Source organism: Bacillus sp. FSL M8-0277 (assembly GCF_037975305.1).
Classification (GTDB): Bacteria; Bacillota; Bacilli; order Bacillales; family Bacillaceae; genus Bacillus; species Bacillus pumilus.
Genome location: NZ_CP150255.1, coordinates 2205832 through 2219000, shown reverse-complemented (window position 1 = coordinate 2219000; position 13169 = coordinate 2205832). Strand labels below are relative to the sequence as shown.

Below are 13169 nucleotides of genomic sequence, written 5' to 3'. Positions count from 1 at the left end.
GTAAAGATGTAGCCAAAACATGAGTGTTCTGGTGTGGGTAAGGAGCGAGGAGAGTGAAAAATGAATGCCCGAAAAGATGAGAAAAGCCATTGGTGTGATTCTCCTTGTTTCTTTAATAAGTACAGGGTTTATGAGCATAGTGAAGGAATACATCAGCATTCCAACAAATGTTGCTGTATTTGAAAAACAGAAGCACTCAATTGACACATCAATAGAAGCGTCAGCCAATGCTTCTTCACAAGCCTTTAGTCTTTCAGAGAAAAAGAATCAGCTTGAAGTAACAGGACAAAAGGCGGGAAAAGCCGAAATTGTTTATGATTTTAAAGGATTCCCTATTAAGAAAACAAAAGTCGACGTTCTCCCTGAATTAAAAGTCGTTCCTGGAGGACAATCCATTGGCGTCAAGCTCCACTCTGTAGGAGTTCTCGTTGTAGGTTTTCATCAAATCACAACAGCAGACGGCAAAAAATCACCAGGCGAAGCCGCAGGCATTCAATCAGGGGATATGATCATTGAAATCAATGGTCAAAAGATGGAGAAAATGAATGACCTCACCCCATTTATCCAAAAAGCAGGGAAAACAGGTGAAACGCTTCGTTTACTCATAAAAAGAGACCATAAAACCTTTCAAACAACATTAACACCCGCAAAAGATGCAAGTGAAGGCACCTATCGAATTGGTCTTTACATTCGAGATTCCGCAGCAGGGATCGGCACGATGACCTTCTTTGAACCATCTTCTAAAAAATATGGTGCCCTAGGGCATGTCATTTCTGACATGGATACAAAAAAACCAATTGTTGTCGACAATGGTGAAATTGTCAGATCAACCGTAACATCGATTGAAAAAGGCACAGGAGGCAATCCTGGAGAAAAATTGGCAAGATTCTCTTCCGAACGAAAAACGATAGGGGATATATCCCGCAACAGCCCATTTGGTATCTTTGGTACGTTAACCGAAAAGCTTGAAAATCATGTATCAGACAAACCGCTTCCAGTCGCTTTATCAAATGAAGTAAAAGAAGGTCCAGCAGAAATTTTAACCGTTGTGGATCATGATAAAGTGGAAAAGTTTGATATTAAAATCGTCAGCACGACTCCGCAGAAATTCCCGGCAACAAAAGGGATGGTATTGAAGGTAACAGATGAGCGTCTTTTAAGTAAAACGGGCGGTATCGTCCAAGGTATGAGCGGAAGCCCTATCATCCAAAACGGAAAAGTCATCGGGGCGGTCACGCACGTTTTCGTCAATGACCCGACAAGCGGCTACGGCGTACACATTGAATGGATGCTGTCAGAAGCAGGCATCGATCTTTATCAAAAAAACAAAAAAGCAAGCTGATCATCAAACTGCCGCGAATCTTCCGGCAGTTTTTTTCTTCCCTTTCTTTCTCTGCCATCATGTTATAAAATAAGGAAAAAGAGATTTTTCGACAAAATGGAAAATGGTATGTTGTCAAATTGCAATAATCGTCGATTCGTTAAGAAAAACGTAGAAAAAGCTAGATAATGCTCTATTATTCGGAAAATTAAAGTTTTTTAAAGGGGATAGCATGCTTTTGTCGAATTGAACACTCAGAAGAGAAATGCAAAAGACTAAAGGAATCGACATTGGGGAGGAAAGAACGTGGAGAAAATTAAAGTGTGTGTAGCTGATGACAATCGAGAGCTTGTTGGCCTTTTGACAGAGTATATTGAGGGACAGGAAGATATGGAAGTACTTGGCGTGGCGTATAATGGTCAGGAATGTCTAACATTATTTAAAGATAAAGAGCCCGACGTTCTCCTCTTAGATATTATCATGCCTCATTTAGACGGTCTTGCTGTACTGGAACGCCTCCGTGAAAACAATGACATGACCAAACAGCCAAGTGTGATTATGCTAACGGCGTTTGGACAAGAAGATGTCACGAAAAAAGCAGTTGATCTAGGCGCATCTTATTTCATCTTAAAGCCATTTGATATGGAAAACCTAGTCGGTCATATTCGTCAAGTCAGTGGAAACGGCACACAAGTCACCCATCGATCTTCATCTATCCAAAACAGTGTCCTTCGAAACAAACCTGAACCGAAACGCAGAAACTTAGATGCGAGCATTACAACGATTATTCATGAGATTGGCGTCCCGGCTCATATTAAAGGTTACTTATACTTAAGAGAAGCCATTTCGATGGTGTACAATGACATCGAGCTTCTCGGAAGCATCACAAAAGTGTTGTATCCAGACATCGCGAAGAAATTTAACACGACCGCGAGCAGAGTAGAACGAGCGATTCGTCATGCGATTGAAGTGGCTTGGAGCAGAGGAAACATTGATTCCATTTCCTCACTCTTTGGTTATACAGTCAGCATGTCTAAAGCAAAACCAACCAATTCTGAATTTATCGCAATGGTGGCTGATCGTCTGCGCTTAGAGCATAGAGCAAGCTAGTTCATTTTCATAAAAAAACGTTTCTTCAAAGAGACGTTTTTTTATTTTGAAAAATATTGTCAAAAATTGGTTGTATTGATACAATCATCTTATTGTCTCATTTAAACAACTCAGCTTGATTTATTTTCAGAATAAAATGAACAATAAAGCATGAAAGAAATGGGTATGACATAAATTAGTGGTAATCAGCTACGCCAATCAATTGTTTGGTCTTCAAAATAGAAGAAGGAAACGCTCATTCTTAAGAAAAAGGATGAGAGGAAAAGGTCTGATGGATTTGGTAAATAAAGCAAATGAGATCGAAAGTTCTATTTCTATTGACCTGATTGGTTGGCGTTTTAAAGTCACTGGCTTCTTAGAGATTGTGCCATTTGAACTGAATATTCCCATTGTCGAATTTAATAATTTTCACATTCTTTTACTATGCTATAATAATGAAAAGAAGAGGGTGAGGTTATGGGAAAGCTGAAAATCCACTCTGCTGAGGTAGCGAACGAAATTAGCAAGTGGACGAGGGTCATTTCTCAAAATGACCTAGAAAAATCTGCTATCTATAAAGAGAAAATTCAGAATTTGCTAAAAAATACAGATGAAGACCGCGAAGTTCTCCTGTATTATCAGCTTGTGAATGGCCGACATGAAATGTTACTTGGAAATATTGAAAAAGCCAATCACATTATGAAGAGTGTCGGAACGCTCGATGAGAAAGCAGATGACATTATTAATTTTTATTTTTACTTTTACAAAGGCCAATATGCTGCATATGTGAAAAAGTATGATGAAGCCATCAGCTTTTACAAAATTGCAGAACAGCGTCTAAAACGTGTGAATGAGGACCTTGAAGTAGGGACTTTTCATCATAAGGTTGCTTCAATCTATTACGAACTGAAACAAAATTTCATATCCATTAATCATATTAAAAAAGCCATCGATACGTTCAAAGCGCATGAAGAATATACAGCGCAGGCGATTGACAGCTTGATTTTACATGCAAGTAATTGTATCGATTTGATCCAATTTGACGAAGCGGAGGAAAAATACCAAGAAGCACTTGAGAAAAGTAAACGCATTAACAATGAAGTGCTGATTGGGAAATGCTATCACAATTTAGCCGTTCTTTATTATGCGAAGCATGATTACGAAAAAAGCGCACAATATGCCAAAAAAGGGATGGGCATTCAAATGCACCGTGACAATAGCCATTATTACATCCAATCTTTATATGTTCTGGCAAATGCCTTGGTTCATCTAGGAGATCAAGTGGCGAAAGAATATATTAAAGAGGGCATTCAGTATAGCTGCGATATCCAAAATAATGAATATATAGTAAAATTTGAAATTTTAGATTTAATGTGCGAAAATAGTGGAGCAGCAGACGTATTCTCTGAAAAATTAGACTACATAGAAAAAAATAGATTATATGTGGAGCTTGAGGATTTGTCTGAACAAATATCGAAATACTTCAAGGAACGAAATGATTATCAAAACGCCATTCGTTTTCTTGAAAAGAAATTCGATGCACAAATACTTCAAAAGAAAGTGGAGGTTATCTTATGAAAAAGTTGTTGTTAGGTTTAACCGTCGTTACAGCAGTCGCAGTTGTTTCTTCCCTTTTTGCTCTTGACGCAGAGACGACAGAGCAAGCCATCAGAGCGATTACGTGATCGAATTTATACAGAACCTCTTCGTACGAATCAGAAGAGGTTTTTTTATGTGCTTAAACTGGAAAAACGAAAAGAGACACGTCATAATGAAAGGAAGCATCATACTTAGAGGTGACCTATGACGAAAATTTTTGCACACAGAGGTTTTAAAGGAATCTACCCTGAAAATACCATGATAGCCTTTGAGCATGCACTCCATTCTGGAGCTGACGGAATTGAGCTGGATGTTCAGCTGACGAAAGATGGCAGGCTTGCTGTCATTCACGATGAGAAGCTGAATAGAACAACGAATATGAAAGGCTTAGTGAAAGACTATACATATGAAGAGTTAAAAGCAGGAGATGCGAGTCATTCTTTTTATGAAGAAACCGGTGCTGTATCCATTCCTCTTTTGGAGGAAGTATTGGAGCTCGTCACGCAGCAATCATCACTCATCATCAATATTGAACTGAAAAACTCCATTTATCGATATCCTGGTATTGAAGAGAAGGTAAAGGAGCAAATTGAACACTTTCAAATAGAAGATCGTGTACTTGTCTCATCGTTTCATCACGGCAGTTTAGCTCTTTTTCACAAGCTGATGCCGCATGTTGAGCTTGCTGTTCTCACAATGGATGTCATTCATCAGCCAGAGATGTATATAAAAACAGTACCTGCAAGAGGTTATCACCCGAATATAAAGGGCGCAGGGGTAACAAAAGAAGTCGTATCGGCTCTCCATGCCGCCCAGCAAGTGATCAGACCATTTACAGTAAACAGTGAAAAGCAAATGAAAAGCATGTTTTCCTTAGGTGTCGACGGAATTTTCACTGATTTTCCTGATAGAGCCGTCAAAATAAGAGAAGAAATGAAATAAAGACCTGCGATCAACAGCGGGTCTTTTTTCATGTTTATCTCTGTTTAAAGCGGGTGGTCACTTTATTTCGTTTGCGGTCTCTATATAAAATAAAGCCAGCGACTACGTAAAGACCTCCCCCTAAAAAAAACAACCCTGCAATTCCTTGCAGCCATAAAAATGGAAATGGTGCAATGATGATACCGAAAACAGTGTCACGCAAAAGCTTAATTCCAAGTGCAGCAAGCGCCCCAGGTATTAAAATAATCACTAATGCAAGTATTCTCCCCATCAAATGTCCCCTTAAACGTCATTTACTTCCATTGTCTAATTCAAAAAATATTTTGTCAAGAAAGGAAAACGTGGTAATATAAGAGTTGTGCAATTTTTTGCAACGGAAAAATATGGTGTGCAAATTTTTTCATATAAAGGGGTAACGGGATGCAGAGAGTCTTGATTGTCGGTGCTGGACAGGGTGGATCAGCTTTGCTTGAAACATTGCTGAAAACAAATATGATTCAAATCGTTGCAATCGCCGACCTTGATCTTGAGGCACCGGGGATGGTAGAAGCGAAAAAGAATGGAATTGATACGACAACGGATTGGAAAGAATACATAAAAGATGACATTGATATCATCATTGAAACAACGGGCAGTTCATCTGTGCTGAAAGAACTGATGGAAGAAAAAGCAGAGCAGTCTGTCATTGTTCCAAGTTCGATGGCATACGTCATATCAGAATTAATGTCAGAAAAGCATCAGCTTATACAAATATTAAAGGAACAAACCTATAAACATGACCGCATTTTTAATGCAACGAACGATGGCATGATTTTTATTAATATGGATGAAGAAGTTGTTCTGTTTAATCGATCGGCTGCCAAAATGGTTGGACGTTCGCAAAAAGATGCGATTGGCCGGCACATACGTGAAGTGATCCCAAATACAAAACTCCCCGATATTTTAAGATCGAGGGAGCCAGAATTTCATCAAAAACAATTTCTGAATCAGCAAATACAAATTGTCACAACGCGTTTGCCGATTATTGATGACGCAGGAAGAATGCTAGGCGCTCTATCCATTTTTAAAGATATTACAGATGCAGTGGAGCTTGCGGAAGAAGTCACAAACCTGAAAGAAGTGCGCACAATGCTTGAGGCCATCATTCAATCATCAGATGAAGCGATATCCGTCGTAGATGAGCAAGGGAAAGGAATTTTAATCAACCGAGCTTACACGAAAATGACGGGGTTAACAGACAAAGAGGTTGTGGGCAAACCAGCAGGTGCGGATATTTCTGAAGGGGAAAGCATGCATTTGAAGGTGCTTGAAACAAGAAGGCCGGTTCGAGGCGTCAGAATGAAAGTCGGACCTAATAAGAAGGATGTGATCGTCAACGTAGCGCCAGTGATCGTTGATGGTATTTTAAAAGGCAGCGTCGGCGTCATTCATGACGTATCAGAAATTCAATCACTCACGAATGAATTAAATAAAGCAAGACAGCTCATCCGGACACTTGAAGCAAAGTACACTTTTGAAGACATTATTGGAGAAAGTGAGCAAATGCTTGTGGCGCTTGAGCAGGCAAAGCTAGGGGCTAAAACCCCAGCCACCATTTTACTTAGGGGAGAATCAGGTACTGGGAAAGAGCTATTTGCACACGCTATACACAATGAAAGTGACCGGAAATATAATCGCTTTGTAAGAGTCAACTGTGCTGCCTTATCAGAAACTCTTTTAGAGTCAGAGCTTTTTGGCTATGAGGAAGGCGCATTTTCTGGTGCGAGGCGCGGCGGGAAGAAAGGGCTGTTTGAAGAAGCGAATCACGGCAGCATCTTTTTAGATGAAATTGGTGAAATGACGCCAAGTACACAAGCGAAATTATTACGCGTGATGCAGGAGAAAGAAATTGTTAGAGTAGGCGGAACAAAAGCGATACCAGTTGATGTGCGTGTGATTACCGCAACAAATGTCAATATTGAAAAAGCGATGGCAGAAGGGAAGTTCAGAGAGGACTTATATTATCGGATGAACAGATATCCGATTTCGATTCCGCCACTAAGGCAGCGACTTGAAGATATTGACTCCTTAAGTAAACGCCTTATTCAGAAAATCAATTTAGACTATGGTCGAAATGTGAGCGGCTTAACGGAAGGGGCGCTCGATAGACTTCGATCCTACAGCTGGCCTGGGAACGTAAGAGAACTGGAAAATGTCCTTGGACGAGCCATGATCTTTTTGAATCCGCAAGAAGAATGGATCGATGAAGATCATATTTCCTTCATGGAATCAGAAGAGCAGGAAGAAAAAGAGCAGCAGGAACTGGCTGTCAGTCAATTTGAGGGAGAGACCCTTTCGGATGCTGTTGAAGCGTTTGAAGCGCAGCTCATTAAACAAACCCTTGAAAAGCATCAATTCAACCGCACGAAAACAGCGAAAACGTTAGGGATTAGCATTCGGAATCTTTACTATAAAATGGATAAATATCAACTTGCAAAAGATAGCATGCAATAAAATGCACGTTACCTGCAAAAAGCTGCATGTATTTCATGCGAAATGCCTTATTTCGCTGCGTTTCAAGCTGGCATAGAACTTGCATATAAAAACCATGAACCCGAGCATAAGGAAAGGTGGGCATATATGAAGCTTGACGATCTGATTATGAAAGCCGCCCAGTTGCAGAATAAAACTGCTGCTGTGGCTCATGCAGAAGACGAAGAAGTGCTTCATGCCATCAAGATGGCAATTGAACGAAAGGTCGCTCGCTTCCTGCTGGTTGGGAACAAGCGCAACCTGAAGGAGCTGGTGAAACAGCATGAGATCAATGAAGACTGGATAGATATTATTCATTCGGATTCTCCTGAAGAATCAGCCAAAATTGCCGTGCAGGCAGTGAGTGAGAAGCATGCAGATATATTGATGAAGGGGCATGTTACGACAGCCGTTCTATTAAAAGCGGTGCTGAATAAAGAGTACGGGCTGCGGACGGCGAGTGTACTATCACATGTCGCGGCATTCGAAGTGCCGGGCTTTGATCGGTTTATTTATGTCACAGATTCTGGGATGAACATCGCGCCCGATTTAAACATGTTCAAAGAGATTACGATCAATGCTGTTCAAGTAGCGCAAGCTGTCGGAAATGACATGCCAAAGGTGGCAGTGTTATCTGCGGTAGAGGTCGTGAACCCGTCAATGGATTCCACTTTGACAGCGGCAAGCCTGGCGCAAATGAATAGGCGAGGTCAAATTTCTGGCTGCCTCATTGACGGGCCTCTGGCATTAGACAATGCCATTTCTCAAACAGCAGCTTCTCATAAAAATATTACGAGTGATGTCGCCGGTCATGCAGATATTTTGCTTGTGCCAACGATTGAAGCAGGGAACATTCTTTATAAATCTCTCATCTACTTTGCACATGCAAAGGTGGGAGCTGTGGTGGCAGGAGCGAAGGCACCGATTGCTTTAACAAGCCGGTCGGATACAGCCGAAAGTAAGCTTTATTCAATTGCACTTGCCATCTGTACATCAAATTAAGCGAAAGTCATAGGAGGAATAAACAATGGAACTTTTTAAATATATGGAACGATACGATTATGAGCAGCTTGTATTTTGTCAGGATGAACAATCTGGCTTAAAAGCGATTATTGCCATTCATGATACAACGCTTGGCCCAGCACTAGGCGGGACAAGAATGTGGACGTATGAAAACGAAGAAGCAGCAATCGAAGATGCACTTCGTCTAGCAAGAGGCATGACTTATAAAAACGCAGCAGCAGGCCTGAATCTTGGCGGCGGGAAAACAGTCATCATCGGTGACCCGAGAAAAGATAAAAATGAAGAAATGTTCCGTGCGTTTGGACGCTACATACAAGGATTAAATGGCCGCTATATCACAGCGGAGGATGTCGGTACAACGGTAGAAGACATGGATCTGATTCATGAAGAAACAGACTTTGTGACAGGTATTTCTCCTGCATTTGGTTCATCCGGAAACCCGTCTCCTGTTACGGCTTACGGTGTATATAAAGGGATGAAAGCTGCTGCCAAAGCTGCATTTGGAACCGACTCACTAGAAGGAAAAACGATTGCAGTCCAAGGTGTTGGGAATGTCGCCTACAATTTGTGTAAACATCTGCACGAAGAAGGCGCACAGCTAATTGTCACAGATATCAACAAAGACTCTGTAAAACGAGCTGTAGAAGACTTTGGCGCAAAAGCTGTAGATCCTGACGATATTTATGATCAAGCATGTGATATTTATGCCCCTTGTGCACTTGGTGCAACGATTAATGATGTAACGATTCCTAAGCTGAAAGCAAAGGTCATCGCAGGTGCAGCGAATAACCAGCTGAGAGAAACGCATCACGGCGATCTGATTCATGAAATGGGTATTGTGTATGCACCTGATTATGTGATCAATGCAGGCGGTGTGATTAACGTTGCTGATGAGCTTTATGGCTATAATGCAGATCGTGCGATGAAAAAGGTAGAAGGTATTTACCAAAATATTGAACGCGTGATTGAAATTTCAAACCGTGATGCCATTCCAACTTATAAAGCGGCAGACCGATTGGCGGAGGAGCGAATTGAAAGAATGCGCAAATCAAGAAGTCAATTCCTGCAAAATGGCCAACATATTTTAAGTCGTCGCTAATTTGAAGAATGAGTTGAAACGGAGGTTTTGTTTTTGCTGACAAAAGAATGGCGTATTCTCACAATTAATCCTGGCTCTACTTCAACAAAAATTGGTGTGTTTCACAATGAACGATCTATTTTTGAAACGACACTCAGACATACAGATGAGGAATTAAAGCAGTTTCCTCATATCATTGATCAGTTTTCATTTCGTCAAGAAACAATCCTGAAGACGCTGCATGAACAAGGAATGAACATCTCAAAGTTTGATGCAGTTTGTGCGCGCGGCGGTCTTCTTCGTCCGATTGAAGGTGGCACATATGAAGTCAATGAGCAAATGGTGCAAGACTTGAAAGAAGGATATGCTGGCCAGCATGCATCAAATCTGGGCGGTATCATTGCACGAGAAATTGCACTTGGTTTGAACATCCCAGCTTTTATTGTCGATCCAGTTGTAGTGGATGAGCTAAAACCAATTGCTCGTATTTCAGGGTTGCCAACGATTGAAAGAAAAAGCATCTTCCATGCATTAAATCAAAAAGCAGTCGCAAGAAAAACAGCTGCATCCTTTGGGAAGCGCTATGAAGATTTGAATATGATTATTACACATATGGGCGGCGGCATCACCATTGGTGTCCATGAAAAAGGTAAAGTCATTGATGTCAATAACGGACTGCATGGCGAAGGACCTTTTAGCCCAGAGCGAGCGGGGACCCTGCCAACAGGTGACCTCGTCAATCTTTGCTTTTCTGGTCAGTACAGCCAAGAGGAAATGCTGAAACGCATTATTGGTGAAGGTGGTCTTGCGGGCTACCTTGGTACGACAGATGCTGTGAAAGTTGAGCGCATGATTGAAGCAGGCGATGAACGGGCGGCGCTGATTTATGAAGCGATGTGCTATCAAATTGCCAAGGAAATCGGTGCGGCTAGTGCTGTCTTAAAAGGCGCAGTTGACGTTATTGTGTTAACAGGCGGACTTGCGTACAGCAAACAAATTACATCAAGTATTAGAGGTCACATTGACTGGATTTCAGATGTTGTCGTGTATCCAGGCGAAAATGAGCTGCAATCCTTAGCAGAAGGTGCACTTCGTATTTTAAAAGAAGAAGAATCTCCGAAAGAATACCCAAATGATCAACGGATGAAGAAAGGAGTGACTAGTCATGGCAACTGAATATGACCTCGTCATTCTTGGTGGGGGCACAGGCGGCTATGTAGCGGCCATTCGTGCCTCACAGCTTGGATTGAAAACAGCAGTTGTAGAAAAAGAAAAGCTTGGCGGAACATGTCTGCATAAAGGATGCATTCCGTCTAAAGCGCTGCTTAGAAGTGCTGAAGTCTATCAAACCGTCCAACGTGCTGCTGATTTTGGCGTTGAGGCAAATGGCATCGCCTTGCAGTTTGCCAATGTACAGAAAAGAAAAGCAGAGATTGTAGAGAAACTAGCAGGCGGCGTCAAACATTTAATGAAACAAGGAAAAATTGATGTTTATGAAGGGATCGGCCGTATTCTTGGCCCATCTATCTTTTCGCCAATGCCAGGAACCATCTCCGTAGAAATGGCAAATGGAGATGAAAATGAAATGCTTATTCCAAAGCAGGTCATCATTGCGACAGGTTCAAGACCGCGTGTGCTGCCTGGACTTGAAGCAGATGGGACGCATATTCTTACATCAGATGATGCACTTGAACTGCCAGAGCTTCCGCAGTCGATGCTCATTGTCGGCGGCGGGGTGATCGGAATCGAGTGGGCTTCCATGCTCAATGATTTCGGTGTGAAAGTGACTGTGATTGAATTTGCAGACCGCATATTGCCAACAGAGGATCATGACATTTCTAAAGAAATGGAAAAGCTTTTATCTAAAAAAGGCATCACCTTTGTGACAAATGCGAAAGTACTGCCAGATACCGTTAAAAAGCTGGAGAATCTCGTGACGATTCAAGCAGAAAAGGATGGAGACATTCAGACGTTTGAAGCGGAAAAACTTCTTCTATCAGTCGGCAGAGTACCAAATATTGAAGGCATTGGTCTTGAAAACACGGAGATCCAAACAGAAAAACAAGGCATTGTCGTGAATGAACATTATCAAACGAAAGAATCGCATATTTATGCAATAGGAGATGTCATTGGTGGGCTTCAGCTGGCACATGTGGCTTCACACGAAGGCATGATTGCTGTGGAGCATATGGCTGGTCAAGATCCAAAGCCGCTCGATGAAACGCTCGTTTCTAAATGTGTATACTCTCACCCGGAAACCGCGAGTGTTGGACTCACTGAACAGGCGGCAAAAGAGCAAGGCTTCGAGGTCAAAATGGGGAAATTCCCATTTATGGCGATCGGGAAAGCACTTGTGTACGGGGAGTCAGATGGATTCGTCAAAATCATTGCTGATCAAAAGACAGATGATATTTTAGGGATTCATATGATTGGTCCTCATGTCACAGATATGATATCTGAAGCTGGATTAGCCAAAGTACTTGATGCAACGCCGTGGGAAGTCGGGCAAACAATTCACCCGCACCCAACCTTATCAGAGGCGATTGGCGAGGCTGCCCTTGCTGTTGACGGGAAAGCGATCCATTTTTAATCAAGGAGGGAAATAAGATGAGTAACATGCGTCATCATGAATTAGGATTATCTGATGAACAAGCAATTGATATATATAGAACAATGCTTCTAGCAAGAAAAATTGATGAACGGATGTGGCTTTTAAACCGTTCAGGTAAAATTCCATTCGTCATTTCTTGTCAAGGGCAGGAAGCGCAGCAAGTCGGTGCTGCTTTCGCTCTCAATAGAGAAGAGGATTACGTCTTACCTTACTACCGTGATATGGGGGTTGTCCTCGCATTTGGAATGACAGCAAAAGATTTAATGATGTCAGGTTTCGCAAAACAAGACGATCCAAACTCAGGCGGAAGACAGATGCCAGGGCATTTTGGACAGAAATCAAATCGAATTGTGACAGGATCTTCACCTGTTACAACGCAGGTTCCTCATGCAGTGGGGATTGCACTTGCTGGACGACTAGATCAGAAAAACTTTGTCAGCTTTGTCACGTTCGGTGAGGGCTCTTCAAACCAAGGTGATTTCCACGAAGGCGCTAACTTTGCTGCTGTGCATAAGCTGCCTGTTATTTTCATGTGTGAAAACAATAAGTACGCGATTTCCGTGCCGTATGACAAACAAGTAGCATGTGAACGCATTTCAGATCGTGCGATTGGGTACGGAATGCCTGGTGTAACCGTTGATGGCAATGATCCGCTTGAAGTATATGCCGCTGTCAAAGAAGCGAGAGACCGTGCAGCAAGAGGCGAAGGACCAACGTTGATTGAAACGATCTCTTACCGTTTAACTGCGCATTCAAGTGATGACGATGATTCAAGCTATCGAGAAAAAGAAGAAGTGCTCGAAGCGAGAAAGAAAGATCCGCTCATCCAATATGAAACGTATTTAACCGAAGGAAACGTCATGACTTCAGAAATGAAAGAAGAGATGACAAAAGAAATCATGCAAATCGTAAACGAAGCTACTGATGAAGCGGAAAACGCTGCTTATGCTGATGCTGAAAGCGCACTTCGTTACGTGTATGCGGAGTAAGGGGGA

The 13169-nt window shown here is 41.8% G+C and carries 11 protein-coding genes; 10 read left to right on the top strand and 1 reads right to left on the bottom strand.

Going from position 1 to position 13169, the window contains the following annotated elements; translation table 11 throughout:
* The first annotated feature begins 64 nt into the window (after positions 1–64).
* The 4 genes from spoIVB to MKZ05_RS11065 all read left to right on the top strand — a co-directional run bounded on the left by spoIVB (position 65) and on the right by MKZ05_RS11065 (position 4951).
* Positions 65–1342: a SpoIVB peptidase gene (gene spoIVB / locus MKZ05_RS11080; RefSeq protein ID WP_003215755.1), complete on the top strand. Its 1278-nt coding sequence runs from the start codon at positions 65–67 to the stop codon at positions 1340–1342.
* A 285-nt stretch (positions 1343–1627) separates the two neighbouring features.
* A complete protein-coding gene (spo0A, locus tag MKZ05_RS11075; RefSeq protein ID WP_003215740.1) occupies positions 1628–2431 on the top strand; it encodes a sporulation transcription factor Spo0A in 804 nt (267 codons plus the stop codon).
* Between the two features lie 456 nt (positions 2432–2887).
* Positions 2888–3988, top strand: a complete 1101-nt coding sequence (locus tag MKZ05_RS11070; protein WP_003215741.1) for a Rap family tetratricopeptide repeat protein — start codon at positions 2888–2890, stop codon at positions 3986–3988.
* A gap of 225 nt (positions 3989–4213) precedes the next feature.
* Complete coding sequence (locus tag MKZ05_RS11065) at positions 4214–4951, top strand: glycerophosphodiester phosphodiesterase (RefSeq protein ID WP_137054993.1); 738 nt, start codon at positions 4214–4216, stop codon at positions 4949–4951.
* 34 nt (positions 4952–4985) lie between these two features.
* Here MKZ05_RS11065 and MKZ05_RS11060 read toward each other — a convergent pair whose 3' ends face one another.
* The gene (locus MKZ05_RS11060; protein ID WP_050943781.1) at positions 4986–5222 is read right to left on the bottom strand and encodes a DUF2627 domain-containing protein; all 237 of its coding nucleotides are present in this window, start codon (positions 5220–5222) and stop codon (positions 4986–4988) included.
* Positions 5223–5371: 149 nt separating this feature from the next.
* Here MKZ05_RS11060 and MKZ05_RS11055 point away from each other — a divergent pair, with 149 nt between their 5' ends.
* The 6 genes from MKZ05_RS11055 to MKZ05_RS11030 are packed head-to-tail and all read left to right on the top strand — an operon-like array spanning position 5372 to position 13163.
* Complete coding sequence (locus tag MKZ05_RS11055) at positions 5372–7444, top strand: sigma-54-dependent Fis family transcriptional regulator (RefSeq protein WP_339160125.1); 2073 nt, start codon at positions 5372–5374, stop codon at positions 7442–7444.
* A 42-nt stretch (positions 7445–7486) separates the two neighbouring features.
* Positions 7487–8464, top strand: a complete 978-nt coding sequence (yqiS, locus tag MKZ05_RS11050; protein ID WP_310024639.1) for a phosphate butyryltransferase — start codon at positions 7487–7489, stop codon at positions 8462–8464.
* A gap of 25 nt (positions 8465–8489) precedes the next feature.
* Positions 8490–9584 carry a branched-chain amino acid dehydrogenase gene (gene bcd, locus MKZ05_RS11045; RefSeq protein WP_003215658.1) on the top strand — a complete coding sequence of 365 codons (1095 nt, stop codon included), beginning with the start codon at positions 8490–8492 and terminating at the stop codon, positions 9582–9584.
* Between the two features lie 27 nt (positions 9585–9611).
* The gene (gene buk, locus MKZ05_RS11040; protein ID WP_095117839.1) at positions 9612–10739 is read left to right on the top strand and encodes a butyrate kinase; all 1128 of its coding nucleotides are present in this window, start codon (positions 9612–9614) and stop codon (positions 10737–10739) included.
* Positions 10729–12153, top strand: coding sequence for a dihydrolipoyl dehydrogenase (lpdA, locus tag MKZ05_RS11035; RefSeq protein WP_137054994.1), 1425 nt, complete (start codon positions 10729–10731; stop codon positions 12151–12153). Before buk ends, lpdA begins: the two co-directional genes overlap by 11 nt.
* Before the next feature lie 17 nt (positions 12154–12170).
* Positions 12171–13163, top strand: coding sequence for a thiamine pyrophosphate-dependent dehydrogenase E1 component subunit alpha (locus tag MKZ05_RS11030; RefSeq protein ID WP_050943786.1), 993 nt, complete (start codon positions 12171–12173; stop codon positions 13161–13163).
* Positions 13164–13169 lie beyond the last annotated feature (6 nt).